We start from the raw sequence: 23,716 nt of genomic DNA on the forward strand, positions 1-23,716 counted from the left end.
GAGCGGCGTGCCCAGAACCCGATCCCATCTCGAACTCGGCCGTTAAACACGCCAGCGCCCATGGTACTGTGTCTCAAGGCACGGGAGAGTCGGTCGCCGCCAGACCCGCACAACGCAATCACACCCAACATCCCCTCAACACGATCAGCGAACGCGAACAGGCCGCCCCTTACCGGGCGGCCTGTTCGCGTTTTTGCCGTTCGCTGCGGCGAGCTTCCTTACCGCGAAGTCATGCCGGCGCGATCATCCGGTAATTCGGATGGTGGCAGGATCCGATGGCCGCTCGCGCGGCCGGAGCCCGCATCCGACCTCGTGCCCTCCGAGGTCCTCGGCTTCGGAGCGGGCCGGGATCCGCCCCCGGACTCGGCCCGCTCACGCGTCCGAGAGGGGAGGGGAGCTGGGGATAGCCGTGGTGACAGAGCAGCGTTCCCCCCTCTCGCGAGCCGCGCTATGGACTGGGTCCATGCGACTGCTCATCATCGAGGACGACCGGGAGGCGGCGGCCTATCTCGTCAAGGCGTTTCGCGAGACGGGGCACGTCGCCGACAGCGCCCATGACGGGCTCGATGGCTACGCGCTCGCCCGTGAAGGCGCGTACGATGTCCTGATCGTCGACCGGATGCTCCCGAAGCTGGACGGGCTGTCGCTGATCCGCTCCCTCCGCGAGCAGGCGGTCACGACACCGGTGCTGATCCTCTCCGCGCTGGGCCAAGTCGACGACCGGGTGAAAGGCCTGCGTGCCGGCGGCGACGATTACCTGCCGAAACCCTATGCGTTCTCCGAGCTGCTCGCCCGCACCGAGGCGCTGGCCCGGCGCCAGGCCGGTTCGGGTGCCGCGGAGGAGACCCGCTATCGGGTCGGCGATCTCGAACTCGATCGCCTCTCCCACCGCGTGACCCGGGCCGGTCGGGAAATCGTGCTGCAGCCGCGGGAATTCCGCCTGCTGGAATATCTGATGCGCCAGGCCGGCCAAGTCGTGACCCGGACGATGCTGCTCGAGCATGTCTGGGACTACCATTTCGATCCGCAGACCAACGTCATCGATGTCCATGTGTCGCGCCTGCGCGGCAAGCTCGACAAGGGGTTCGCGTCACCGATCATCCATACCGTTCGGGGGGCCGGCTACGTGCTGCGCTTCGATGAAAGCAGCACCGGGTGAACGCGGGCTTTTCGGTCGAGCCGATCCCGCGCGAGACCGTCGGCGCGCGGGTCCAGAAACTGTTCCGGACCACGGCGTTCAAGCTGTCGATCGCCTATCTGGCGATCTTCGCCCTCTGCGCCTTCCTGGCGCTCGGCTACGTCGCCTGGAACGCCCGGGCAGTCCTGGACGACCAGATCGTCTCCACCATCGATGCCGAGATCAACGGCCTGTCGGAGCAGTACAATACCGGCGGCCTGCGCCGGCTGATCACCGTGGTCGAGCGCCGATCGCGGGAGCCCGGCGCTTCGCTGTACCTGGTGACCACCGCAAGCGGCGAGCACGTGGTCGGCAATGTCGGGTATGTTCCCGCCGCGGTGCTCGCGAATCCGGGTCAGAGCGAGACGCGGTACGGCCGCAGCGACTCCGATACTGACCCCCATCGCGCGATCGTACGGGTCTTCACCCTGCCGGGCGGGTTTCGGCTCCTGGTCGGCCGCGACACGGAGGAACGCGACCGGCTACGCGCGGTGATCGGCCGGGCCTTCGGGACGTCGCTCGCCGCGGTGGTGGTGCTCGGCGTGATCGGCGGCTGGCTGGCGGCGAGCCGCGTCCTGCGGCGGGTCGATGCCATGACCCAAACCACCCGGGCGATCATGGCGGGCGACTTGGACGGACGGCTCTACGTGGCGGGCAACGGCGACGAACTGGACCGCCTGGCTGCCAGCCTCAACCTGATGTTGGAGCGGATCGGCGAGTTGATGCGCGGCATGCGCGAGGTCTCCGACAATATCGCCCACGACCTGAAGACGCCGCTGACACGTCTGCGCAACCGCGCCGACGAAGCCCTGCGCAACGCCGGCTCACCCGAGGCGCTGCGCGCCGCCCTGGAGGCGGTGATCGAGGAGAGTGACGGGCTGATCCGCGTGTTCAACGCGCTCCTGATGATCGCGCGGCTCGAGGCCGGCAGCGCCCAGGAGATCCTGTCACCGGTGGATCTCGGCACTGCGGTGCGGGGGGTGGGCGAACTCTACGAGGCGGTGGCTGAGGATCAGGGACTGACCCTCGAGGTCCGGGCCGAGGACGGCCTGATCATCGCGGGCAATCGCGAGCTGATCGGTCAAGCGCTCGCCAACCTGATCGACAACGCGTTGAAATACGGCGCCGACGGGAGGGAGGCCCGGGTCACCGTGGAGGCCGAGCGGGCTGGGGATGCCATTCGCCTGATCGTGGCCGATCACGGTCCGGGCATCCCCGAGGCCGAGCGCGCCCGGGTGCTCGGGCGCTTCGTCCGGCTGGAAGATGCGCGCTCGCGACCGGGTTTCGGGCTCGGGCTCAGCCTGGTCAACGCGGTGGTGCGGCTGCATCGGGGGACGCTGCGGCTCACGGATAACGGGCCCGGCTTGTGTGTGGACCTCGCCTTCCCGGCGCAGGATCAGGCTGTCGCGGCGGACATGCGTGACGGTGGGGCCGAACCGATACCAGCTGCCGCAACGCGCGCTCCGGAAGGGTCGATTTCGAACCTCCCTTGAGGCAGGTACGGGATCACGACGTCAAAAGCCCCGTCTTGCGCGTCGTCGCGTCCCGAAAGCCGGCACATCTTTAGCGGGACGAGGCTCAGGAGGCCCCATGACCCTTACGTCCAAGACCGCCCTCGTCACCGGATCCACCAGTGGCATCGGCCTCGCCATCGCCCGCGCCCTTGCGGGACAGGGGGCCAACGTCGTGATCAACGGCTTCGGAGACGCGCAGGTCATCGAGGAGACCCGCGCCGGTATCGAGCGCGACCACGGCGTGACGGCGCATTACTCGGCGGCCGACATGAGCAAGCCGGAGGCTGTCGCCCAGATGGTGCGGGAGGCCGAGGCGGCGTTCGGTGCCATCGATGTGCTGGTCAACAATGCCGGCATCCAGTTCGTCTCGCCGATCGAGGAGTTCCCGCCGGAGAAGTGGGAGCAGATCATCGCGATCAACCTGTCCTCGGCGTTCCACGCGATGCATGCCGCGATCCCCGGCATGAAGGCCCGGGGCTGGGGGCGGATCATCAACACCGCCTCGGCGCATTCGCTGGTCGCCTCGCCGTTCAAGTCCGCCTACGTGGCGGCCAAGCACGGGATCAGCGGGCTGAGCAAGGCTGCGGCCCTCGAACTCGCGCCCCACAAGATCACGGTGAACTGCATCTCGCCGGGCTATGTCTGGACGCCTCTGGTCGAGGCGCAGATTCCGGACACGATGAAGGCGCGCGGCCTGACAAAGGAGCAGGTGATCGAGGATGTGATGCTGAAGGCGCAGCCGACCAAGGAATTCGTGACCGTCGATCAGGTCGCGGCTCTGGCGGTGTTCCTGTGCTCCGATGCGGCGAGCCAGATCACGGGCGCCAATATCAGCATGGATGGCGGCTGGACCGCGCAGTAAGGCCGGAGCGGCTCCGCCTCTGGAGGCGGAGCCGCGTGTGATTCAGCGGCGCCCGTGGAACAGCAGGGCGATACCGTAGCCCACCGCGCCGGCGATCAGCAACGCGACCAGTGGGTTCTCCTCGACCCGGGCGCCGACCGCGGCGCGGCCCTCGCGCAGGTAGGAGCCGCCCCGCTCGTAGGCGTCTTCCGCGACGTCGCCGGCGCGGCCATAGGCGTCGCCGGCATAGTCACTGGCCTTGTCGGCGATATCCCGGGCCTTGTCCTTGACCTGCCCGTAGGCGTTCTGGGCCTGACCCTGGACGTCGCGGACGCGGCCTTCCGCCGAGTCCCGGTTCGAGCCCACGAAGTCGCCCGCGGCGCCCTGAACCTTGCCGAGGGCTTCCTTGGCGCCGCCGACGATCCGATCCGTATCCACCATGACTCTCTCCTCGACGTGAGCGCGGCACCGGTACGAGAGGAGGCGCCGCAGGATCCCTCGTCGTGCAGCGAACGCACGAGACCAGGTTTGCGCACCGCGCCGCGGTGATTTTCTCAGATCCGGCCCACCCGGTGCGGATCAGGGTAAACGCCGGAGGCGTGGAGCCTCAGAGCCCGATCAGTTCGGCGATGGCCACCGCGCCCGCGGCTGGGGATGTCTCGCCCCGGGCGACGCCAGACTCGGCCTCGGCGGTGCTGCGCCGGACCTCCGGCGAGCCGACCAGGCGCTGGTGAAGGCGCTCGTGGACCAGGGCCCACATCCACTTTACGTCCTGGGTTCGGCGTTTGGCCTGGATCTCCCCGGTGGCGGTGAGCCTTTCCCGGTGATCGACGATCTTCGCCCAGAGGGCATCGAGCCGCAGGTTGTGGAAGCCCGAGATCGTCACCACCGGCGGCGTCCAGGTCGCCGAGGCGGGGGTGAGGATGTGCAGGGCGGCGCGGTATTCGGACGCCGCGGCGTTGGCGCGTTGCTCTGCCTCGCCGGAATCGGCCTTGTTGACCGCGATCATGTCGGCGAGTTCGAGGATGCCTTTCTTGATCCCCTGGAGCTCGTCGCCGGCCCCGGGCAGCATCAGCACGAGGAAGAAGTCGGTGAGGTCGGCCACCGCAGTCTCCGACTGGCCGACGCCCACGGTCTCCACCAGGATCACGTCGAACCCCGCCGCCTCGCAGAGCAGCATGGTCTCACGGGTCTTGGCCGCGACGCCGCCCAAGGTGCCCGAGGACGGGGACGGGCGGATGAACGCCTTCGGATCGTGGGCGAGCCGGGCCATCCGGGTCTTGTCGCCGAGGATCGAGCCGCCCGTGCGCGACGAGGACGGGTCGACAGCCAGAACCGCGACCTTGTGGCCGGCCTCCGTGAGGTTCGACCCGAGGGCGTCGATGGTGGTGGACTTGCCGACGCCGGGCACGCCGGTGATGCCGACCCGGAGCGCCTTGCCGGTCTCGGGCAGGACCGAGTCGATCAGCGTGGCGGCGAGCGCCCGGTGATCGGGCCGTTTCGACTCCGCCAGGGTGATCGCCCTTGCCAGGGCGGCGCGGTCGCCGCGCAGCAGGCGCTCGCGCAGGCTCTCGATGTCGATGGACGGCGTCATGAACCCTTCATGGCGGCGCTTGGCGCTGCCGTCGAGGGGGTATCGCCGCGAGGGCTCGGCTCGGCACGCCGCTCGGTCAAATGCCTGTGTCCGCCGCACCACGAACCGCTGATTACCCGTACTCCACAGGTCCGGCCCATGATCGTGCCCCGCCATGGTCACGATCCTGCGCGACGGTTGGCGCCCCGCCCGAACGCACCCGGATCATGTCGAGCCACACCGTCTCACGCCGCGCACTCCTCCGGATCGGCGCCCTCGCGGGGGCGGCGGGGCTCGCCCCGTCCCTCGGTGCCTGCGTCACCGATGACCTCGGCACCTCCGCGCTGCCCGAGAAGCAATCGGCGCTCGACGTCATGCCGGTGCTGCTGGTGGCGACGACGCGCAAGCCCGTGGGGACGCCGCCCCGGCCGCCGTACTTCAATTCCGAGCGCGGCCGCGGCCTCAGCTTCGCGGAGGTGCGCCTGTCGCCGCCCGACCGCTCGCTGCTGGGAAAAGTCTCGGCGGTGATCACCGGCGACTGGACCATCGGGGCCGTGCCCAAGACCGAGACCGGCCCGGGGGCCGCGGAGGCCTTCGCGCAGGCGGCGCTCGGCCGCGACGTGCTGATCTACGTCCACGGCTACCGGGAATCGTTCGAATCCGCCGCCGTCAGCGCAGCGCGCCTGTCGGACGGGATCCGGTTCCGGGGCGTCTCGGGCCTGTTCACCTGGCCGTCGGCGGCCGCCACCTTCGATTACAACTACGATCGCGAGAGCGCGCTCTGGTCGCGGGACGCCTTCGAGGACCTGTTGAAGGCCATAACCGCGAGCTCGAGCGGTGGGCGTATCAACATCGTCGCGCATTCGATGGGCACGCTGCTCACCCTCGAGACCATCCGCATGCTCCGCGCCGAAGCCGGCGAGGCGGCGATGTCGCGCATCGGCGCGGTCGTTCTGGCCGCCCCGGACATCGACTTCGACCTGTTCTCGAACGGCGTGTCCCGGCTCGGTCCCGACGTGTCGAAGATCACCGTGATCTCCTCGACCAACGACCGGGCTCTCGAACTCTCCGCGGCGCTCGCCGGCGGCGTTCGGGCCGGCGCGGCCGACCGCGCCAAGCTGGAGGCTCTCGGCGTGCGTGTCGCCGACGCCTCCGATTACGGCGGCGGCCTGATCAACCACGACCTGTTCCTGTCGAACCCGGAGGTGCAGGCGGTGGTCAAGCGCGCCATCGCCCGGGGGGCGGGGGTGTAGGACGCCGGAAAGACCGGGTTTCCAAAGGGCTGAGCCCTTTGGCGGGGTTCGGGGGCGGAGCCCACGAGACGTTCCCGGGCGCGGGCTTACCCCGTCCGGGTCGCCATGCTCTGTGGCGGCAGAGGCTCTTCCGGCAGGACCGGGGCGTCGCCGGAGGCGTCGAGATGGTCGATCCGGTCGGCCCAGACCCGGAAGCCGACGAGGGGATTGGGGCCGAACGTGTGGGTCAGCGGCACGTCGGCGGCGTCGCGGCCGTAGGCCACCATCACCCGGCCGATCCGTGGGCTGTTGTTGCGCGGGTCGAACACGTGCCAGCGTCCGCCGAGATAGACCTCCATCCAGGCGGCGAAATCGCCGGCCGGGTGCGGTTCGGGCTCGCCGATGAAGCTGATATAGCCGGTGCAGTAGCGGGTCGGAACGTTGAGCGCGCGGCAGAAGGCCACGGCCAGGTGGGTGAAATCTCGGCAGACCCCGCGCCCGCCGGCATAGGCATCCTGGGCTGTGCGGTCGCCATGGGCGAACTCGTAGCCGAACGCGATGTGGTCATGGACGAAGTCGCAGACCGCCTGCACGCGGCTCCAGCCCGGCTCGATATGGCCGAACAGGCGCCAGGCCTCGTCGGCGAGCAGGTCCGATTCGCAGTAGCGGCTCGGCAGCAGGAACACGATCGTCTCGGCCGGCAGCGCCTCGATCGCGTGCTGCTCGGCTTCCCGGTGTACCGGGTCCGGGTGCCCGTCGTCGCCGATCACCGCGTCGGTGCCGATGGTGAAGCCCCCCGCCGGCGCGGTCAGGCGCCCGCACAAATTGCCGAAACCATCGCGATAGAGATCCACCGGGACCGGCGGATCAGTGTGGAGCGTATCGGGCGCCTCAAGCGCGTCCGCCCGGGTGGGATGCACGTTGAGCATCACCACCATCGGCACCGGATAGGGGAAGGCGTAGCGCATCTCGCAGCCGAGCCTGATCCGCATCCGCGGTGATCCTTCTTCCCGTCCGGTTTCGTTGTGACCGCCGCCCGGCAGGATTCGCGCCACGGCTTTCGGGGCGGTCTGGCCGAGACGGGCTTGGCGGGCGTCCGGTTCACCCCTACAGCATCCGCGCGCGGCGCTCATGACCGCCGGGGTAAGCTTAGGCATTTCTCCCCGGGGCGGTGCGTCGCACCCGAGCGCGATCCCGCTGACCGGGCGCGCCCAAGGACGGTTACAAGAAGGATGCCGGCCATGTTCACGCTCGAGATCGAGGGCACCGCCGTCGCGGTGATCAACAGCGACGAGGCGTCCGCCAAGGACCTCTTCACCTGCGAAGGCTTCAAGGAAGACATCCGGACGATGACGAGCGAGGGCAAGCCGCTCTGGAACGGCACCGCGCCCCTCATCATCCGGGCCGCAAACGAGGACGAGATCGAGATTTTCGAAGACGCGCTCGCCGAGGATGACGGCGAGGGCGAGTTCACCGACGACAAGCACCATGCCGGCGGCGAGACCGACGACGAGGACGAGGACGAAGCCGATATCGTCTTCCTGGTCGATATCGACGAGGCGGACGAAGACGACGAAGCCGACGCCTGACATCAATTCCTGAACCTGGCCGCCTCCCGGGGGTTTCCGATCCGATTCGGAATGAACCCGGGAGGATGGACATGGCGGATAGCAGGCAGATCGTCGACGCGCTGGTGCGCGCCCGGCGCGGTGGGATCGCCGCCAGCGCAGCGCTCGGCGGTCTCGCGCTGATCGGCGGGATTGCGTACCGAGCCCTGCGCGGTGCGGCGCCGCCGGCCAAGGACGGTCCGGACTTCTCGAAGGTCGACGAGGACGAGGCCCGGCTGATGCTTCGGGCCATGGTGGCTGCCACCATCGCGGACGGCATGATCGATACGGCCGAGCGCAAGCGCCTCGACGCGGCCGTGGCGGAGGCCGGCCTCGATCCCGACGGACGCGCCTGGCTCGATCGCGAACTGGAAAGCCCCGCCGAGATCGACGAGATCGCCGAGCGGGTGAACGAGCCGGAGGCGGCGGCGCGGATCTACGCGGCGGCGCGGCTCGCCATCGACCCAGACACCATTCAGGAGCGCCAGTTCCTGAAGATGCTCGCCGAGGCGCTGGACGTGCCTGGCGCGGCTGCAGCCTCGATCGAGCGCGACATCGGCGCCTGAACCAACTTCATTTCCGGCTATGCATCTCCCGCGACTGCCGAGCTTCGTGCTAGGCCGGTGCGGGCGGTGAACCGGGCCGATGCGTCCCGGCCGCTTAGGGCCGGGACGTTTCATGCCGACGCTGTCATTGCCCGCTCCGTCCCGTGCGCGACGGGCCGTCCGCTGCCTCACCGGAGCCCTGCTCGCCGGAGGCCTGACCGCGATGAGCGCACCTGTCCTCGCCGCCGACCCGGCTCCCGGCCCCCTGACGCTCGCCGGCCAAGGCAGCTTCTTCGTCGGCGGTCGCGACATCCAGTCCGACACGCTCTCGACCCTGCCGGCCTACGCGCCCTCGGGGACGATCACGGTCGATCAGGTCTATGTCCGCTATCAGATCCCGGTGGAGCCTGTGCGCCCGCCCCTGGTGCTGATCCACGGCTGCTGTCTCACCGGCAAGACCTGGGAGACGACTCCGGACGGGCGCATGGGCTGGGACGAGTTCTTCGTCCGCCGGGGCTTCCCGACCTACGTGATCGACCAGGCGTGGCGCGGGCGCTCGGCGATCAGCCCGGCCCAGATCGATGCGGTGAAGATGGGCAAGGCGGAGCCCGATTCGCTGCCGCCGGTCTTCTCCGCCGGGCGCGAGCCGGCCTGGGCGATCTTCCGGTTCGGCCCCGAATACCCGAAGGTGTTTCCGGGGATGCAATTCCCCCTGGAGGCCCAGGGCGAGTTCTGGAAGCAGATGGTCGCCGACTGGTCCGCCGCCCTGCCGGTGCCGAACCCGACCGTGCCAGGCCTGTCGGAGCTCGCGAAGCGGCTGAAGGGCGCGGTGCTGGTCTCGCACTCGCAATCGGGCATCTACCCGTTCCAGACCGCCACCCTCGACCGCACCGGCATCCGCGCTCTGGTGGCGATCGAGCCCGCCGCCTGCCCGGATCCGGCCAAGGACGACCTCGCCCCCTACAAGGACCTGCCGATCCTGGTCCTGTTCGGCGACTTCGTCGACGCCTCGCCCCGCTGGGCGCCCCGGCTCAAGCAGTGCCGCAGCTTCGTCGCCGCGGCGAACGCGGCCGGCGGCCGGGCCGAGCTGATCCTGCTGCCGGAGATCGGGATCCACGGCAATTCGCACATGCTGATGCAGGACAAGAACAGCCTCGACATCGCCGACTGGCTGGCGGGCTGGATCGAGAAGCGGGCGGGGAAATCCTGATCGGGCAGCCGGCGTCGTAACAGGCCCGTCCCCCAATCACCCTCATCCAGACCACGCCCTCCTCCTGAGGTGCGTCCACGCAGCGGACGCCTCGAAGAAGCCCTCCAGCCCGCCGCGCGATTCCTGGAGGGCTCCTTCGAGGCTTCTGCGCAGCACCTCAGGATGAGATCGAGGGTCGAAGGTGGTGGCGTGACGCGGCGGTCAGCCCGGCTTCCGCTCGGTCAGAAACCGACCCATCCGCTCCAGCGCCCGTCGGATGTTCTCGGCCGAATTGGCATAGGACAGGCGGATATAGCCCTCGCCGTGAACGCCGAAATCCGGGCCGCCGATCACCGCGACGCCCGCCTCCTCCAGCAGGGTGGCGGCCAGGGGCTTGGCCTTCAAACCGGTCTGCGAGATGTTCGGGAAGGCGTAGAACGCGCCCTTCGGGGCGATGCAGGACACGCCCGGCAGGGCATTCAAGCCATCCACCACGATCGCCCGGCGGCGGTCGAACTCGGCAACCATCTCGGCCACGCAATCCTGCGGGCCGTCCAACGCCGCGATGCCGGCCCATTGGGTCGAGGCGTTCACGCAGGAATGGGCGTTGACCGCGAGCTTCCGGGCCGCGTCGTAGAGCGGCTTCGGCCAGACCGACCAGCCGAGGCGCCAGCCGGTCATCGCGTAGGTCTTGGACGCGCCGTCGAGATAGATCAGCCGGTCGCGGATTTCGGGATATTTCAGCAGCGAGTGATGCGCCTCGCCGTCATACGTCATCGTGCCGTAGATCTCGTCCGACAGCACCGCCACGTCCGGGTGGTCGGCCAGGCCCGCCACCAGGGCGTCGATCTCGGCCTTGGGCGTGACGCCGCCGGTCGGGTTGGCGGGCGAGTTGACGATCAGCAGGCGGGTCTTCGGGGTGATCAGCGCGAGGGTCTCGGCGGCCGAGAACGCGAAGCCGTTGGCCTCGCGGATCGGCACCGGCACCGGCGTCGCCCCGGTGAACTCGATCATCGAGCGGTAGATCGGGAAGCCGGGATCCGGATACAGGATCTCGGCGCCGGGCTCGCCGAACATCAGGATCGCCATGAACATGGTGACCTTGCCGCCCGGCACGATCATCACCGACTCGGGCGAGACCTCGACGGCGTGGCGGCGGTGGATGTCGCGGGCCACTGCCTCGCGTAAGGACGGGATGCCGGTTGCCGGCGTGTAGCCGTGGTGCCCGTCGCGCAGGGCCTTGATGCCGGCCTCGACCACATGGGCCGGCGTCGGCATGTCGGGCTGGCCGATGCCGAGGTTGATCACGTCCCGCCCCTGGGCGGACAGCGCCTGGGCGCGGGCGAGCACCGCGAACGCGTTCTCCTCGCCGATGCGCGAGAAGGCCGGAACGACGTGCAGCATCGCGCTCTCCGCGGGACTTGAGGCTTTAGTGCTTGGTGCGCTCGGCCAGCTTCATGGCGCCGAACGACATCGCTCCGGCGATCACCGCCAGGATCACGAAGGTCTTCACCGAGGCGTAGAACAGCGCCGGCTCGATGCCCGGGTCGGTGTAGAGAACGAGGCCGATCGCCGCGAGCGGCAGGGACAGCAGGATGAACAGGGGGACGAGCGGGTTCATGTTGGGCACTCGGATCCGGCGCGCGGTTGGCCGCGGCTCATGGGCGTCGCGCCTGCATACCATCCTGCTGCACAGGTTGGGACCCCGGGGCCAGGAGTTTTTCGCCCGATCGATCGCCCACTCACCGAAGTGCAATCATTTGGCCGGATACTGGCTTTACGGGAGGAGATGCCAGTATGCGCCCATCAGAGGTGACGTGGAACGGCAGAGGGGCGAATGTATCGCCGCTTGATATTTTGACGGCCCAGATCGGCCGGCTGCTGCGGCATCCTGCCTACCGGCGCGAGAGTATCGTCAGCTCGCTGCTGCAGCGCCATCTCCCGAAGGAAGCGGGCTACGCCTGGAACGACGAGGCGGCCTTGCGTGAGCGTCTCGGCCGCGCCGGTCTCGACGCGGCCAGCATCGATCATCTCATTCGCAACACACAGGCCGAGATCCAGCGTCTGCGTGGCCCGGCCGACGCCTGACCGGCCTCAGGCCGGCACCCGGACCGTCGCCCGCAGGCCGCCCAGCGGGCTCTCGTGCAGGGCGATGTCGCCGCCATGGGCCCGGGCGATGTCCCGGGCGATGGCCAGCCCGAGCCCGGAACCGCCCGCATCCTGCCGGGAATCGTCCAGGCGCACGAACGGCTTGAATACCTCCTCGCGGCTCTCGGGCGGGATGCCGGGTCCGTCATCGTCGATCGAGACGTAGAAGGCCCGGGCCTCCAGCCGGCCGGAGATCGCCACCGTCTCGCCGTAACGGGCAGCGTTGGCCGCCAAGTTGAAGAGGCAGCGCCGGAACGCCCCCGGGCGCACGGTGACCTCGGGTGCGCCAACCAGATTCACCTCCGAGACATGGGTGCCCAGGCGCTCCACGTCGCTGCGCAGGTCCTCCAGGAGGGTCCGCATATCGGTGGGGGTGGCGGGCTCCGCCGAGTCGCCGCGGGCGAAGGCGAGGTAGCCCTCCAGCATCCGGCTCATCTCGTCGACGTCGCGGCTGAGATCCTCGATCTCGCTGGTCTGCTCGAACAGCGCGAGCGACAGGCGGAAGCGGGTCAGGATGGTGCGCAGGTCGTGGCTCACGCCGTTGAGCATCGTCGTGCGCTGCTCCATGGCCCGCTCGATGCGCCGCTTCATCTCGATGAAGGCGTGGCCGGCCTGGCGCACCTCCCGGGCTCCGCGCGGCCGGAACTCGATCTCCCGGCCCTTGCCGAATCCCTCCGCCACCGCGGCGAGCCGCAGGATCGGCTTGATCTGGTTGCGCAGGAACAGGATCGCGACGCCGAGCAGCACCAGCGAGGAACCGATCATCCAGACCAGGAAGATGTGCGAGTTGGACGCGTAGGCCTGGCTGCGCCGGGCGGTGATGCGCATCACCCCGTCGGGGATCGCCACCCGGATCTCGATCAGGTTCGAGCGGCCGACCGTGTCGATCCAGAACGGCCGGCGGATCTGGCGTCGGATCTCGTCGGAGAGCGCCTCGTCCAGGATCGAGAAAAACGGCCGCGGCCCCTGCGTCGGGAGCTTGGCGCCCTTCAGGATGTCGAGGTCGAGGTTCAAGCGCTCGGCGGCGATGCGCGACAGCGTCTCGGCGTCCCGGTCCTGCGGATAGCTCTCGTAGATGTCGATCAGCGCAGCCACGTCGGCGGTGACCGCGGCGGACAGGCGCTTGGTCACGAGCTGCCAGTGCCGCTCCATGAACGTGTAGGCGATCACCGACTGGAGCAGCACCACGGGCGCGATGATGATGATCAGCGACCGGGCGTAGAGCCCCTTCGGCAGGGCGTCGCCGATGGCGCGAGTGAGGCGCTTCCACAAGCGGTGCGGCGCCGAGCGGGGTCGCGGCGGATCCGTCCGCAGGGTGCGCGCCAAGCCGGGATCGGGTGCGTTCATGATCGCGCGCGCCTGCGCCGCGGCGGGCCGCCGAGGCGGGGCCGGAACTCGCGGCATAGGGGCCGTGTCATGGAGGCGGACATGGGGCGGGGGCATGCGGGCGGCGGGACGTTATCGCACCCGCGCCGCCATCGGCCAAGGCGACCGGGGAACGGCAACCCCGCGCCTTGCACCACGGCGCGCGGGCCATACCTGAGGCAGGCGGGGGGCACCCGCCGGCCGAGGTCTCGAGGGCCATGCTCAGCACCGATACAGACATCCTCGCCGCCGCCTCCGCCTGGCGGCGAGACGGGCGCGCCGTGGCGCTCGCCACCGTGATCGAGACCTGGGGCTCGGCGCCACGGCCCGTGGGCAGCCATCTCGTGGTCGATGCCGAGGGCAATTTCTTGGGGTCCGTCTCGGGCGGCTGCGTCGAGGGCTCCGTGATCACCGAGGCGATCGAGGTGATCGAGGCCGGAGCGCCCCGCATCCTCGAATTCGGCGTGGCCGACGAGACGGCGTGGCGGGCCGGGCTGTCCTGCGGCGGCCGGATTCGGGTCTTCGTCGAGCGGGTCGACTGATGCGCACCGAGATCCTGGAGATCCTGAACGCCGAGCGCGCCGCGCGCCGGGCGACGATCCTGGTCACCGATCTGGCCGACGGGACGCAGCGCCTCGTCCGCGAGGCCGAGATCGCCGCCGATCCCCTGGCGGAGGTGCTGGGCAAGCACCTGGCCGCGGGCAAGAGCGGCCTCGTGGAAGCCGGCGGCCGGCAGACCTTTCTGACCGTGCAGGTCCCGCCGGTCCGCCTCGTGGTGATCGGTGCCGTCCACATCTCGCAGGCGATGGCGCCGATGGTGGCCGGGCTCGACCTCGCGCTGACCGTGATCGACCCGCGCACGGCCTTCGCCAGCCCCGAGCGCTTCCCGGGTGTCGAGCTTGTCGCGGAGTGGCCCGATGCCGCCCTCGGCGGCCGCGTGCCGCCCCTGGACCGCTACTGTGCGCTCGCCGCCCTGACCCACGATCCCAAGATCGACGACCCGGCCCTGAAGGCCGCACTCACGGCCGAGTGCTTCTACATCGGGGCCCTGGGCTCGCGGAAGACGCACGCGGCCCGCACCGCCCGGCTGGCGGAGGCTGGGTTCTCGCCTGAGCAGATCGGCCGGATCCGGGCCCCGATCGGGCTCGCCATTGGGGCGGTCAGCCCGGCCGAGATCGCGCTCGCCGTCCTGGCCGAGATCGTGGCGGCGCTCCGTCGGGTCCCCCGCCCGGAGGTCGCGTGAGGTTTGGCCCCGTGCCGATCGCCGAAGCGGCCGGCCTGATCAGCGCCCATACGGTCCGGCGGGACGGCATCACCCTGCGCAAGGGCGCGGTGATCCCGGAGGAGGCGGCCGCCGGCCTGGCCGGAGCCGGGCTCTGCGAGATCGTGGCGGCCTCCCTCGAACCCGGCGATGTCGGCGAGGACGAAGCCGCGGCGCGGCTCGCCGCGCATCTGCGCGGGGCAAACCTGCGCGCCGAGGCGCCGTTCACAGGCCGCTGCAACCTGTTCGCCGAGGTCGCCGGCGTGCTCACCCTGGCATCGGCCTGCATCGACGCGGTTAACGCTGTCGACGAGGCGGTGACGGTGGCGACGCTGCCGCCGTTCAAGCCGGTGGTCGAGGGCGAGATGGTCGCCACCGTGAAGATCATTCCCTACGCCGTGCCGGGTGCCGTGCTGGCCCAGGCCTGCGCGGCGGATACGGCCGGGACGCTCGCGGTGGCACCCTACCGCCGTCGGCGCGTCGGCGTGGTCTTGACCCGTCTGCCGAGCCTCAAGGAGACCACCATCGACAAGACGCTCCAGGTCCTGGCCGAACGCCTCGCCCCGACGGGCGCCGAGATTGTTTTTGAGGATCGCGTGGCGCACGCGGCCGATTCCGTGGGCGCGGCGCTCGGGGAGGCGATCGACCGGGCTGGGGCGGATCTGGTGGTGGTGTTCGGCGCCTCGGCCATCGCCGACCGGCGCGACGTGATCCCGGCCGGCATTACGGCGGCCGGCGGACAAGTCGCGCATCTGGGCATGCCGGTCGATCCCGGGAACCTGCTGCTCGTCGGCAGCCGGGCGGGCGTGCCGGTGATCGGGGCCCCGGGCTGCGCACGCTCGCCGAAGGAGAACGGCTTCGACTGGATCCTGCACCGGCTGCTGGCGGACCTGACGGTCACCCGCGCCGATATCGTCGCCCTCGGAGTCGGCGGCTTGCTGATGGAGATCGTCTCGCGGCCGCAGCCCCGGGCCGGCGGCGAGGCCGCGGATTCCGATGCCTGAGATCGGGACGATCCTGCTGGCGGCGGGGCTCGGCACCCGGTTCGGCCCGGAGCCCAAGATGCTGGCGCCGCTCGACGGCAAGCCGCTGGTCCGCCACGCCGCGGAGGCCACGCTGGCGGCTCGGCCGCGCCCGGTCGTCGTGGTGCTCGGCGCCCATGCCGAGGCGGTCCGGGGCGCGCTGGCAGGGCTCGATCTGACGTTCATCGAGAACCCGGATTTCAACGCCGGCCTGTCCACCTCGCTGCGCGCCGGCGTAGCCGCGCTTCCGCGATCCTGCGAAGCGGCGGTGGTGGTGTTAGGCGACATGCCGCGCATCACCCGAGTTCATATCGACCGCCCGGCCGAGTCCTTCGCAAATGCGTCGCGGCCGCCCGCCGCCGTCGTTCCGGTGCAGGATGGCCGGCGCGGAAATCCCGTGCTCCTGAATCTTCGCGTCTTGGCACCCGAGATCGCCCGGCTCACCGGCGACCGCGGCGCCGGGCTGCTGCTCAAGGACCGGGTCGATATCCTGGAGATCCCGGGTGATCCGGCCACCGCGCTCGACATCGACACGCCGGACGCACTGCGGGATGCCGACCGCGCCTGATGCTCAACGGTGCGCGCTCGCGGGGGGGCGTCCGGCCTTGGCGTCGCTCCGGCAGCGGTCGGAACAGTAGCGGACCTCGTCCCAGACCCGCTCCCACTTCTTGCGCCAGGCGAACGGCCGGCCGCACTGGGCGCACATCTTCTCCGGAAGATCGCCCTTGCGGCGCATCCGCGGCATGTATCGTGGCTCCTGTGACGGGCGGACGGGGGGCGGAAACGGGCCTCGGCTCGAGTCCGTTCCCGGAATCCGCTCAGCGACGGGCGGCTACGGCGCGGGCGTCGAGAATGCGGGCCAGTCCGAGCATCGCCGCGATTCCCCACAGGTTGACCGCGATTTGGAGCGGCGCGGTCGGATCGAAGGTACGGTACAGAATCCGCCCGATCAGCGCGGCCAGGCAGCCCGCGGCGAAGATCTCCAGGGAGTGCCGGCCGCAGGCATCGAGCAGCCGCAGGCGCCGCGATCCCGAGAGCCGCCGCAAAGCGGGCGCGCTGAAGATCAGGTAGGTCAGGGCCAGGATGTGCAGAAGGCGCAACGGCGCGACATGGCTCTTGTCCGGCGCCGCGATCGCCAGCGGCCGGAGGTCGGGCAAGCCCCAATCCTGCCAGGCGCCGCCTTGCAGCAGGCCGAAGGCCAGGTAGGCGAAGGCCACAACGGCGGCCCAGTTCCGCCATGGCAGCAGGCCGTCCCCAGCCCGGACGGCGACCGCCAGGGCCGCACCGATCACGAACAGGAATTGCCAGGCGAAGGGGTTGAAGTACCAGCCGTCATCCACCGCGGCGGCGTTGGGCAGGTTCAGGGTGTGGTCGACATTGGCGGCGAGCCACAGCGTGGCCGAGAGCGCCAGCACGCCCCAGATCCCCCGTCGCATCCCGAAATATACCGCGGGGAACAGGGCGAGCAGCAGGATGTAGAGCGGCAGGATGTCGAGGTAGTTCGGCAGCGCGTTGAGGGCGAGCCCGCGCAGGAGACCCGGCAGCAGCCCCATCTGCAGCAGCGGCGCGACGCCGAAGCGCGGCGTCAGCCCGGTCAGGTCCATCCAGATCCGGACGATGACGAGGGTGGCAAGCAGCAGCCCGGCCTGGAACAGGTAGATCCGGAGGCAGCGCCAGGCGATGCGCATCAGGGTCGCCCGCACCCCGGCCCGGCCGAACAGGCCGCCATAAGCGATCATCGACGAATACCCGGCCAGCAGCACGAAGATCTCCGCCGCGTCCGAGAAGCCGAGATTGTGCAGGGTGAACAGGGCCGGCGTGTTGCGCGGGATGTGGTCGATGAAGATCATGAGCAGGGCGAGCCCGCGCAGCACATCGACCCGGGCGTCGCGGACGGATTTCTTCGGTGTGGGCTCAGGCCCGGGGGCGGGCGCCGGAGCCACGCCGCCGCCGAAGGGCGCCCGCTCAAGGTCGTCGAGGCTCTTCACGCAGCCATCACCGGAACACCCGCCTGTCGGAATCGAGGCAATGATAGTCGGTCGCCACGGGAATGCGGGGACAGACTTCACCATTCACGCGCCTGTGTCCGAGATGCGCGCTCTGGCCATGGTCGGGTCGATACCCCCCGGCGGGACCGGGTCATCGCGCGGACGAAACGCTCCCCCGAACGTATCCCTGCACTTGGGTTCGAACAGGTGCGCGTCGGAAGGACGGGATGGACCCCCGAATGGTCCGTGACATTCTCGAGCCCGCGAATCGATGGAAGGCCGCTGGCGGATCGTCCGACCCGCTGAGGGAGATCGTGGCCGCCGCCGTCCCAGGGGCGGTTGTCACGCGAGCGGGGGGATTCGGCCCGCGAGGTCCGTCGGACGATTCAACGTCCGATCCACGCCGCTCGCATCGCCCGCCAACACGCTGTAGAGGCGTCGGATCGATCCCGGCTTTTGCCGGGGAAGGGCAGGGTTCATGCGCGTCCTCGTCACCGGAGCCGGCGATTTCCTCGGCCGCCGCCTGCTCGCGGCGCTGCGTCGGAATCTTCCCCCGGCCAGCCGGATCCTCGGCATCGACCGCCGCCCTCAGCCGCCCCTCGACGGGGTCACGCTCCTCGACGTCGATCCGTTCGATGCGGACAGGCTCACCGCGGCGGTCATCGATTTCGACCCGACCTTCGTGTTCCACCTCGCCGCCCTCGCCTCGGTGGCGCGATCGAGCGAGACGCCGGCCTATGCCTGGCGGGCCGACCTACTGGGTACCCTGAACCTGGCCGAGGCGGTGGCCCGGACCCGCGCGACCCTGGTCTTCCTGAGCTCGACGGTGGTCTACGGCGAGGCGTTCCGCGGCACGCCGCGGCCCGACGAATCCGTAACGCCCCGGCCGGACACGATCTCCGGTCGCACCAAGAACGCCTGCGAGTACATTCTGCGCGACGTGCTCGCCACTGCCGGCGTGAAGCACCTCGTGCTGCGGGCTGCGAATTATATCGGCCCGGGCCAGAGCGAGACCTTCGTGGCCGCCTCCTTCGCGGGCCAGATCGCCCGGATCGAGCGCGGGCTGGCGCCCCCGAACGTGGCGGTGGGTGACCTCGCGGCGGCGCGCGACTTCATCGATGTGTCGGACATGACCGCGGCGTGCCTGCGCGTCCTGGACCGCGTGGGGGAGTTGCGGGATGGCAGCATCTTCAATGTCGGCACGGGAGTCCTGACGCCCGTCTCGGCGATCCTCGACGCGTTCCGTGGGCTGACGGAAATACGCTTCACCGTCGACGTCGCACCGGACCGGGCCCGGCCGACAGGGGTACGCAGCCAGGGCTGCGACCCGTCGGCCTTCATGGCCGCCACCGAGTGGATTCCGGCGATACCTTTGGCGCGCAGCCTTCAGGCGATGCTGGACGCGGCGCGGTTGCGGGTGGGCTAACCGGCCCTTTTTTTACGATTTGGTCCCGCCCCACCACCTCATCCTGAGGTGCGTTCGCAGAGCGGACGCCTCGAAGGAGGCTTCCAGCCGGTCGCGCGATCGCTGGAGGGCTCCTTCGAGGCTCGCTGCGCTCGCACCTCAGGATGAGGGCAATGGATTGGAGGGGCGCCGATAAGGTTCCGGCGATCCCCTGTTACTTATCGCACAAGCGCGCGTGCCGCCGCGGGTGTTGGTCCGGCCCGAAGGCCGAGACCACTCTTTACCGCGAAAACTTCTTGTACTTGATCTTCTTCGGCATCAGCGAGTCCGCGCCGAGCCGGCGCATCTTGTCGGCCTCGTAATCCGAGAAGTTGCCCTCGAACCACTCGACGTGGCTGTCGCCCTCGAAGGCCAGGATGTGCGTGGCGATGCGGTTCAGGAACCAGCGATCGTGGCTGATGATCACCGCGCAGCCCGCGTAATCCTCCAGCGCGTCCTCGAGGGCGCGCAGGGTCTCCATGTCGAGGTCGTTGGTCGGCTCATCGAGGAGCAGCACGTTGGCGCCGCCCTTCAGCGTCCGGGCAAGGTGGACGCGGTTGCGCTCACCACCCGAGAGGGTGCCGACCTTCTTCTGTTGGTCGCCGCCCTTGAACGCGAAGGCCGCGCAATAGGCGCGGGAATTGATCTCGCGCTTGTTGAAATAGATGATGTCGTTGCCGCCCGAGACCTCCTGCCAGACCGTGGCATTCGGATCGAGGGCGTCGCGCGACTGGTCGACGTAGCCGAGATGCACGGTCTCCCCGATGGCGATCTTGCCGCCGTCGGGCGACTCCTGGCCCGTGATCATCTTGAACAGGGTGGTCTTGCCGGCGCCGTTCGGGCCGATCACCCCGACGATGCCGCCGGGCGGCAGCTTGAACGACAGGTCCTCGATCAGCAGGCGGTCGCCGAAGGCCTTATTGAGGTGCTCGAACTCGATGACGTTGTTGCCGAGCCGCTCGTCGATCGGGATGACGATCTGCGCGGCGGCGTCGACCTTGTTGTTCTGCTTGGCGACCAGCTCCTCGTAGCGGGTGATGCGGGCCTTCGACTTCGACTGCCGGGCCTTGGGCGAGGCGGCGATCCACTCCTGCTCGCGGGCGATCGAGCGCTGGCGGGCCATGTCCTCGCGGCCCTCCTGCTGGAGGCGCTTCTGCTTCTGCACAAGCCAGGCGGAGTAGTTGCCTTCGTATGGGATGCCCCGGCCGCGATCGAGCTCCAGGATCCAGCTGGTGACGTTGTCGAGGAAGTAGCGATCGTGGGTCACGATCAGGATCGCGCCCGGGTAGGACTTCAAGTGGCCTTCGAGCCAGTTCACCGTCTCGGCGTCGAGGTGGTTGGTCGGCTCGTCGAGCAGCAGCAGTTCCGGCTCCCACAGGAGCAGGCGGCAGAGGGCGACGCGGCGGCGCTCGCCGCCCGACAGGGTCGCCACCGGCTGCTCGTCGCTCGGGCAGCCCAACGCTTCCATGGCCTGATCGACCTTTGAGTCGAGCTCCCAGAGGTTCAGGGCCTCGATCTTGTCCTGGAGCGCCGTCATCTCGTCGGCGGTCTCCTCGGAATAGTTCATGGCGAGTTCGTTGTAGCGGTCGAGCATCGCCTGCTTCTCGGCGACGCCCTCCATCACGTTCTCGCGGACCGACTTGTTCGGATCGAGCTGCGGCTCCTGCGGCAGGTAGCCGACCCGGGCGCCCTGGGCGACGAAGCCCTCGCCGGTCCACTCGGTGTCGATGCCGGCCATGATCTTGAGCAGGGTCGACTTGCCCGAGCCGTTGATGCCGAGCACGCCGATCTTGGCGTCCGGGTAGAACGACAGGTTGACGTCCTCCAGGACCTTCTTGCCGCCCAGGTAGGACTTCGTCAGTCCCCGCATGTGGTAGATGAATTCGCGAGCCATCGCGGAACGTCCTCGGCGCGTTGTTCGGGACTGCGCGGTGCGTGCCAGCGGCACGGGTCAGGCGCGGGGTCTTCGACCCGTCCTGTCAGCGCGTTCCCTACGATATAAGAATGCCTTCGACCGAGTATCAGGCCCGCCGGGCAGCGGCAAGGATCCGGGGCCGGCCGTCGTCGGCTCAGGCGAAGGGGTTGGGCACCGATTTCGGTGCCGCGTCCGGGGCCTCCGCCACCGCCTCGGGCAGGTCACCGGCCTCCAGAACTTTGACGATGGCCTCCAGCGTGTCCCGGACAAGGCGGGCCTGGGCAAGGCCCGCCTTGTCCCTGGTCAGGTCCAGGGAGCCGTGCAGGGCGATCCGATCGGTGCCGTTCTCGAAGCTGAGAGCGCCGATCGTCCGCACCGACGCATCGTCGGCGAAGGGCTCGAAGGCATTCGGTTTGAGCGTTCGGCGGCTCGGCTTGTCCTGTGGCATGGTCCCTCTCAGAAGATCGAACGCAGCAGGTCGCGCAGGATCTTGCGCACGGCGCGATTCAGTTCGCGGCTCAGCCAGTCCTGCCAGCTCTGCTCGGGCCGGGGCCGGTGCCCCTCCGAGCGCGCCCCGGCATGGGGATCGGGCAGAGTCATCGCGCTGGCCCGGGCGGCGGCCGGGAGGCCCGGGAACACGTCGATCCCGGCCTCGCGGGTGAGGTCGTCGATCGAGACCGCGCGCCAGTCCCGGGCTTCGTCGTTGCGGGCCAGATAAGCGCCGGCTTCGCCGCTCGCGGGGTCGTAGAGCGCCTTGAACAGCTGGGTGGGCACGAGCACGCCGCCCTTGATCTGCTGCACCGCGTCCCCGGAGAAGATCACCCCGGTGACGACGAAAATCGCGCCGCGCCGGCTCGCCAGCCGCCGCGTGCCCTCCTCGATATCGGCCCAGAGCCCGCGGTTGAGCACCCGGTTCTGCGGCACGATGTTGGCCAGGCTGAACGATTCGGTCTGGGCGCTCAAGGTCGGCATGTCGCCCGCCGGGGCGAGGTGACCGCGGTCGAAGCCGCTGCGGACGTAATCCTCCAGCGAGGCGCGCTCGGCCTCCGGCAGCCGCGTCTCCTCGTGGAACGCGTCGTCCCGGGCGACTGCGCGGGCATCGGCGATGCTGGCGCGGGTGAGATGCTCGGCGGAATAGAGCGGCGTGCGCGTCACCCCCGAATGCAGGACCGCGAAGGCCTCGAAGCACAGCGGCACCGTGCGGGCGGCCAGCTTCGCATTGGTCAGGACCGGCGCCAGGCCCTTGGCGAACAGGGCCGGGCAGGCGTCCTGGGCCGCGGCCGAACTCGCCAGGGTCACGAACGCCAGGGCCGCGACGAAACGACCGCGCCGGCACCTCACCAGCATGCGCGCACCCGCCGGGGGCCCTCCGGGGTCGGCCGTTCGCGCCAGGCGCAGGGGCGGCCGAGGCTGCGGGTGAACGGCCGGGCGTCGCGATCAGGGGCGCCGGGGTAGACCCGCTCCGGGCAGGCACCCAGGAAGTTGCAGGGGAAGCTGAGGTTGCCGTCCGGCGGGCGCGGCCCGGCATAAGCTTGGCTGGCGGGGGTAATCGCCAGCATGAGCAAAATTGTGCACAGACGAGCTGGGCTCAAGAGCGGACCTCATGTGGCGGTAAGGGCACGTAACTGAAAAAATCGCCGGTCGGACATTGATCGCGCCGGCGATCATCCGTACCTGGCACTATCATGACAGCGACGGACGGGTCGGTTCTAGCATGAACGCGTGCCCCCGGGTGCTGGCGTCGTGACGGCAAGAGCCCTCTCCCGGGAGCCCGCGTGACGGGGCCGTCGCCACACTCGAACGAGCGGATGCGATCCTTGGCAATATCCCCTGAACACGCGGCGTTGCTGGACCGTGTCCCGGAGCCGGCTGCGCTGCGCCAGCTTCCCGAATCCGAGCTGCAGGCGGTGGCGGATGCGGTGCGGGCGGAGATGATCGACGCGGTGTCGATCACCGGCGGCCATCTCGGCTCCGGGCTCGGCGTGGTCGAGCTCACCGTGGCGCTGCACCACGTGTTCGACACGCCCGACGACCGCATCGTCTGGGACGTCGGCCATCAGTGCTACCCGCACAAGATCCTCACCGGGCGCCGCGACCGCATCCGGACGCTGCGCCAGGGCGGCGGCCTGTCCGGCTTCACCAAGCGCTCCGAGAGCGTCTACGACCCGTTCGGCGCCGCCCATTCCTCGACCTCGATCTCCGCCGCCCTCGGCATGGCGGTGGCCCGCGATCTCGATGCCGAGGCCGGCAAGGCCAAGGGCCGTCAGCTCAAGCGCCGCAACGCCATCGCGGTGATCGGCGACGGCTCGATGTCGGCCGGCATGGCGTATGAAGCCATGAACAATGCCGGCGCCCTGCATTCGCGCCTGATCGTGATCCTCAACGACAACGACATGTCCATCGCCCCGCCGGTGGGCGCGATGTCGGGTTACCTGGCCCGGCTGGCGTCCGGCGGCACCTACCAGTCCCTGCGCGAGACCGCCAAGCAGCTCGGCAAGCTCCTGCCGAAGGCGCTCTACCAGCGCGCCGCGGCGGCCGAGGAATACGCCCGCTCCCTGGTGGTCGGCGGCGGCACGATGTTCGAGGAGATGGGCTTCCACTATGTCGGCCCGGTCGACGGGCACAACCTCGACCAGCTGCTGCCGGTCCTAAAGAACGTCCGGGACGCCGAGCACGGCCCGATCCTGCTCCACGTCGTCACCCGCAAGGGCAAGGGCTACGCCCCGGCCGAGGCCAGCGCCGACCGCTATCACGGCGTGGTCAAGTTCGACGTGGTCTCGGGCGTGCAGGCCAAGGCCAAGCCCAACGCCCCGGCCTATACAAGGGTGTTCGGCGAGAGCCTGATCAAGGCGGCGGATGCCGACGACATGGTCGTGGCGATCACCGCGGCGATGC

26 protein-coding genes and 1 rRNA gene are annotated in these 23,716 nt (G+C 69.6%); 15 read left to right on the top strand and 12 right to left on the bottom strand.

The genetic code is table 11. The features are described from left to right. From rrf to MKK65_RS11050, 4 genes are all read left to right on the top strand, one after another. Nucleotides 1-105, top strand: a 5S ribosomal RNA gene (rrf, locus tag MKK65_RS11035); the annotation flags it as partial. Between the two features lie 358 nt (nucleotides 106-463). After that, nucleotides 464-1,159: a response regulator transcription factor gene (locus tag MKK65_RS11040; protein ID WP_243957689.1), complete on the top strand. Its 696-nt coding sequence runs from the start codon at nucleotides 464-466 to the stop codon at nucleotides 1,157-1,159. Continuing rightward, the gene (locus MKK65_RS11045; RefSeq protein ID WP_243957691.1) at nucleotides 1,156-2,670 is read left to right on the top strand and encodes a sensor histidine kinase; all 1,515 of its coding nucleotides are present in this window, start codon (nucleotides 1,156-1,158) and stop codon (nucleotides 2,668-2,670) included. Before MKK65_RS11040 ends, MKK65_RS11045 begins: the two co-directional genes overlap by 4 nt. Before the next feature lie 97 nt (nucleotides 2,671-2,767). Beyond that, complete coding sequence (locus MKK65_RS11050; RefSeq protein WP_243957693.1) at nucleotides 2,768-3,553, top strand: 3-hydroxybutyrate dehydrogenase; 786 nt, start codon at nucleotides 2,768-2,770, stop codon at nucleotides 3,551-3,553. A 42-nt stretch (nucleotides 3,554-3,595) separates the two neighbouring features. Here MKK65_RS11050 and MKK65_RS11055 read toward each other — a convergent pair whose 3' ends face one another. Together MKK65_RS11055 and meaB are read right to left on the bottom strand one after the other, a co-directional pair. Next, nucleotides 3,596-3,973, bottom strand: coding sequence for a CsbD family protein (locus MKK65_RS11055; protein WP_243957695.1), 378 nt, complete (start codon nucleotides 3,971-3,973; stop codon nucleotides 3,596-3,598). A 166-nt stretch (nucleotides 3,974-4,139) separates the two neighbouring features. After that, nucleotides 4,140-5,126, bottom strand: coding sequence for a methylmalonyl Co-A mutase-associated GTPase MeaB (gene meaB, locus MKK65_RS11060; RefSeq protein WP_243957698.1), 987 nt, complete (start codon nucleotides 5,124-5,126; stop codon nucleotides 4,140-4,142). 206 nt (nucleotides 5,127-5,332) lie between these two features. Here meaB and MKK65_RS11065 point away from each other — a divergent pair, with 206 nt between their 5' ends. Next, the gene (locus tag MKK65_RS11065; protein ID WP_058194550.1) at nucleotides 5,333-6,358 is read left to right on the top strand and encodes an alpha/beta hydrolase; all 1,026 of its coding nucleotides are present in this window, start codon (nucleotides 5,333-5,335) and stop codon (nucleotides 6,356-6,358) included. Nucleotides 6,359-6,444: 86 nt separating this feature from the next. On the opposite strand, the gene MKK65_RS11070 is transcribed toward MKK65_RS11065, so the two are convergent. After that, entirely contained in the window at nucleotides 6,445-7,329 is an 885-nt protein-coding gene (locus tag MKK65_RS11070) for a transglutaminase-like domain-containing protein (protein WP_243957700.1), read from the bottom strand. A 249-nt stretch (nucleotides 7,330-7,578) separates the two neighbouring features. On the opposite strand from MKK65_RS11070, the gene MKK65_RS11075 reads away from it, so the two are divergent. From MKK65_RS11075 to MKK65_RS11085, 3 genes are all read left to right on the top strand, one after another. After that, entirely contained in the window at nucleotides 7,579-7,926 is a 348-nt protein-coding gene (locus tag MKK65_RS11075) for a hypothetical protein (RefSeq protein WP_058194552.1), read from the top strand. Nucleotides 7,927-7,997: 71 nt separating this feature from the next. After that, complete coding sequence (locus tag MKK65_RS11080) at nucleotides 7,998-8,510, top strand: DUF533 domain-containing protein (protein ID WP_243957702.1); 513 nt, start codon at nucleotides 7,998-8,000, stop codon at nucleotides 8,508-8,510. A 202-nt stretch (nucleotides 8,511-8,712) separates the two neighbouring features. Next, a complete protein-coding gene (locus tag MKK65_RS11085) occupies nucleotides 8,713-9,699 on the top strand; it encodes an esterase (protein WP_243957704.1) in 987 nt (328 codons plus the stop codon). Nucleotides 9,700-9,900: 201 nt separating this feature from the next. Here the strand turns inward: MKK65_RS11085 and MKK65_RS11090 are convergent, their stop codons facing one another. Both MKK65_RS11090 and MKK65_RS11095 read right to left on the bottom strand, forming a co-directional pair. Continuing rightward, nucleotides 9,901-11,082 carry a pyridoxal phosphate-dependent aminotransferase gene (locus MKK65_RS11090; protein WP_243957706.1) on the bottom strand — a complete coding sequence of 394 codons (1,182 nt, stop codon included), beginning with the start codon at nucleotides 11,080-11,082 and terminating at the stop codon, nucleotides 9,901-9,903. Between the two features lie 25 nt (nucleotides 11,083-11,107). After that, nucleotides 11,108-11,299 carry a hypothetical protein gene (locus MKK65_RS11095; protein ID WP_058194556.1) on the bottom strand — a complete coding sequence of 64 codons (192 nt, stop codon included), beginning with the start codon at nucleotides 11,297-11,299 and terminating at the stop codon, nucleotides 11,108-11,110. Nucleotides 11,300-11,535: 236 nt separating this feature from the next. Between MKK65_RS11095 and MKK65_RS11100 the strand changes: the two genes are divergently transcribed. Further along, nucleotides 11,536-11,766 carry a hypothetical protein gene (locus MKK65_RS11100; protein WP_243957709.1) on the top strand — a complete coding sequence of 77 codons (231 nt, stop codon included), beginning with the start codon at nucleotides 11,536-11,538 and terminating at the stop codon, nucleotides 11,764-11,766. Nucleotides 11,767-11,772: 6 nt separating this feature from the next. Here the strand turns inward: MKK65_RS11100 and MKK65_RS11105 are convergent, their stop codons facing one another. Then, nucleotides 11,773-13,173, bottom strand: a complete 1,401-nt coding sequence (locus tag MKK65_RS11105) for an ATP-binding protein (RefSeq protein ID WP_243957711.1) — start codon at nucleotides 13,171-13,173, stop codon at nucleotides 11,773-11,775. 236 nt (nucleotides 13,174-13,409) lie between these two features. On the opposite strand from MKK65_RS11105, the gene MKK65_RS11110 reads away from it, so the two are divergent. From MKK65_RS11110 to MKK65_RS11125, 4 genes are read left to right on the top strand one after another with little or no spacing between them, the layout of a single operon-like run. Continuing rightward, nucleotides 13,410-13,733 carry an XdhC family protein gene (locus tag MKK65_RS11110; RefSeq protein ID WP_007559023.1) on the top strand — a complete coding sequence of 108 codons (324 nt, stop codon included), beginning with the start codon at nucleotides 13,410-13,412 and terminating at the stop codon, nucleotides 13,731-13,733. Further along, nucleotides 13,733-14,434, top strand: a complete 702-nt coding sequence (locus MKK65_RS11115; protein WP_243957712.1) for an XdhC family protein — start codon at nucleotides 13,733-13,735, stop codon at nucleotides 14,432-14,434. The genes MKK65_RS11110 and MKK65_RS11115 overlap by 1 nt, the downstream gene beginning before the upstream one ends. Then, entirely contained in the window at nucleotides 14,431-15,456 is a 1,026-nt protein-coding gene (locus MKK65_RS11120; protein ID WP_243957713.1) for a molybdopterin-binding protein, read from the top strand. Before MKK65_RS11115 ends, MKK65_RS11120 begins: the two co-directional genes overlap by 4 nt. After that, a complete protein-coding gene (locus MKK65_RS11125) occupies nucleotides 15,449-16,042 on the top strand; it encodes an NTP transferase domain-containing protein (RefSeq protein ID WP_243957714.1) in 594 nt (197 codons plus the stop codon). The genes MKK65_RS11120 and MKK65_RS11125 overlap by 8 nt, the downstream gene beginning before the upstream one ends. A gap of 3 nt (nucleotides 16,043-16,045) precedes the next feature. On the opposite strand, the gene MKK65_RS11130 is transcribed toward MKK65_RS11125, so the two are convergent. Both MKK65_RS11130 and MKK65_RS11135 read right to left on the bottom strand, forming a co-directional pair. Then, the gene (locus MKK65_RS11130) at nucleotides 16,046-16,219 is read right to left on the bottom strand and encodes a DUF2256 domain-containing protein (RefSeq protein ID WP_201025815.1); all 174 of its coding nucleotides are present in this window, start codon (nucleotides 16,217-16,219) and stop codon (nucleotides 16,046-16,048) included. A 73-nt stretch (nucleotides 16,220-16,292) separates the two neighbouring features. Next, the gene (locus MKK65_RS11135; RefSeq protein ID WP_243957716.1) at nucleotides 16,293-17,462 is read right to left on the bottom strand and encodes an OpgC family protein; all 1,170 of its coding nucleotides are present in this window, start codon (nucleotides 17,460-17,462) and stop codon (nucleotides 16,293-16,295) included. A 478-nt stretch (nucleotides 17,463-17,940) separates the two neighbouring features. Between MKK65_RS11135 and MKK65_RS11140 the strand changes: the two genes are divergently transcribed. Next, nucleotides 17,941-18,888: an NAD-dependent epimerase/dehydratase family protein gene (locus MKK65_RS11140; RefSeq protein WP_243957718.1), complete on the top strand. Its 948-nt coding sequence runs from the start codon at nucleotides 17,941-17,943 to the stop codon at nucleotides 18,886-18,888. A 259-nt stretch (nucleotides 18,889-19,147) separates the two neighbouring features. On the opposite strand, the gene ettA is transcribed toward MKK65_RS11140, so the two are convergent. The 4 genes from ettA to MKK65_RS11160 all read right to left on the bottom strand — a co-directional run bounded on the left by ettA (nucleotide 19,148) and on the right by MKK65_RS11160 (nucleotide 22,380). Next, nucleotides 19,148-20,800, bottom strand: a complete 1,653-nt coding sequence (gene ettA / locus MKK65_RS11145; protein WP_243957719.1) for an energy-dependent translational throttle protein EttA — start codon at nucleotides 20,798-20,800, stop codon at nucleotides 19,148-19,150. 175 nt (nucleotides 20,801-20,975) lie between these two features. Continuing rightward, nucleotides 20,976-21,269, bottom strand: a complete 294-nt coding sequence (locus tag MKK65_RS11150) for a hypothetical protein (RefSeq protein WP_243957720.1) — start codon at nucleotides 21,267-21,269, stop codon at nucleotides 20,976-20,978. Between the two features lie 8 nt (nucleotides 21,270-21,277). Then, nucleotides 21,278-22,168 (bottom strand): DNA/RNA non-specific endonuclease, encoded by an 891-nt coding sequence (locus MKK65_RS11155; protein ID WP_243957721.1) that lies wholly within the window; start codon nucleotides 22,166-22,168, stop codon nucleotides 21,278-21,280. Continuing rightward, nucleotides 22,159-22,380 carry a hypothetical protein gene (locus MKK65_RS11160; protein WP_243957722.1) on the bottom strand — a complete coding sequence of 74 codons (222 nt, stop codon included), beginning with the start codon at nucleotides 22,378-22,380 and terminating at the stop codon, nucleotides 22,159-22,161. The genes MKK65_RS11155 and MKK65_RS11160 overlap by 10 nt, the downstream gene beginning before the upstream one ends. A gap of 249 nt (nucleotides 22,381-22,629) precedes the next feature. On the opposite strand from MKK65_RS11160, the gene MKK65_RS11165 reads away from it, so the two are divergent. Continuing rightward, nucleotides 22,630-23,716, top strand: a 1,087-nt coding sequence (locus MKK65_RS11165; RefSeq protein WP_279596655.1) for a 1-deoxy-D-xylulose-5-phosphate synthase N-terminal domain-containing protein, incomplete at its 3' end; no start/stop codon positions are given.

The sequence above is a fragment of the Methylobacterium sp. J-001 genome (assembly GCF_022829565.1).
GTDB lineage: Bacteria > Pseudomonadota > Alphaproteobacteria > Rhizobiales > Beijerinckiaceae > Methylobacterium.

Bases quoted from the DNA above. Each gene is read 5' to 3' on its own strand.
- MKK65_RS11125 (WP_243957714.1), top strand. From the start codon at position 15,449: ATGCCTGAGATCGGGACGATCCTGCTGGCGGCGGGGCTCGGCACCCGG.
- MKK65_RS11115 (WP_243957712.1), top strand. From the start codon at position 13,733: ATGCGCACCGAGATCCTGGAGATCCTGAACGCCGAGCGCGCCGCGCGC.
- MKK65_RS11075 (WP_058194552.1), top strand. From the start codon at position 7,579: ATGTTCACGCTCGAGATCGAGGGCACCGCCGTCGCGGTGATCAACAGC.
- MKK65_RS11140 (WP_243957718.1), top strand. From the start codon at position 17,941: ATGCGCGTCCTCGTCACCGGAGCCGGCGATTTCCTCGGCCGCCGCCTG.
- ettA (WP_243957719.1), bottom strand. From the start codon at position 20,800: ATGGCTCGCGAATTCATCTACCACATGCGGGGACTGACGAAGTCCTAC.
- MKK65_RS11070 (WP_243957700.1), bottom strand. From the start codon at position 7,329: ATGCGGATCAGGCTCGGCTGCGAGATGCGCTACGCCTTCCCCTATCCG.
- meaB (WP_243957698.1), bottom strand. From the start codon at position 5,126: ATGACGCCGTCCATCGACATCGAGAGCCTGCGCGAGCGCCTGCTGCGC.
- MKK65_RS11040 (WP_243957689.1), top strand. From the start codon at position 464: ATGCGACTGCTCATCATCGAGGACGACCGGGAGGCGGCGGCCTATCTC.
- MKK65_RS11050 (WP_243957693.1), top strand. From the start codon at position 2,768: ATGACCCTTACGTCCAAGACCGCCCTCGTCACCGGATCCACCAGTGGC.
- MKK65_RS11085 (WP_243957704.1), top strand. From the start codon at position 8,713: ATGAGCGCACCTGTCCTCGCCGCCGACCCGGCTCCCGGCCCCCTGACG.
- MKK65_RS11150 (WP_243957720.1), bottom strand. From the start codon at position 21,269: ATGCCACAGGACAAGCCGAGCCGCCGAACGCTCAAACCGAATGCCTTC.
- MKK65_RS11065 (WP_058194550.1), top strand. From the start codon at position 5,333: ATGTCGAGCCACACCGTCTCACGCCGCGCACTCCTCCGGATCGGCGCC.
- MKK65_RS11095 (WP_058194556.1), bottom strand. From the start codon at position 11,299: ATGAACCCGCTCGTCCCCCTGTTCATCCTGCTGTCCCTGCCGCTCGCG.
- MKK65_RS11130 (WP_201025815.1), bottom strand. From the start codon at position 16,219: ATGCCGCGGATGCGCCGCAAGGGCGATCTTCCGGAGAAGATGTGCGCC.
- MKK65_RS11080 (WP_243957702.1), top strand. From the start codon at position 7,998: ATGGCGGATAGCAGGCAGATCGTCGACGCGCTGGTGCGCGCCCGGCGC.
- MKK65_RS11160 (WP_243957722.1), bottom strand. From the start codon at position 22,380: ATGCTGGCGATTACCCCCGCCAGCCAAGCTTATGCCGGGCCGCGCCCG.
- MKK65_RS11155 (WP_243957721.1), bottom strand. From the start codon at position 22,168: ATGCTGGTGAGGTGCCGGCGCGGTCGTTTCGTCGCGGCCCTGGCGTTC.
- MKK65_RS11055 (WP_243957695.1), bottom strand. From the start codon at position 3,973: ATGGTGGATACGGATCGGATCGTCGGCGGCGCCAAGGAAGCCCTCGGC.
- MKK65_RS11105 (WP_243957711.1), bottom strand. From the start codon at position 13,173: ATGAACGCACCCGATCCCGGCTTGGCGCGCACCCTGCGGACGGATCCG.
- MKK65_RS11110 (WP_007559023.1), top strand. From the start codon at position 13,410: ATGCTCAGCACCGATACAGACATCCTCGCCGCCGCCTCCGCCTGGCGG.
- MKK65_RS11090 (WP_243957706.1), bottom strand. From the start codon at position 11,082: ATGCTGCACGTCGTTCCGGCCTTCTCGCGCATCGGCGAGGAGAACGCG.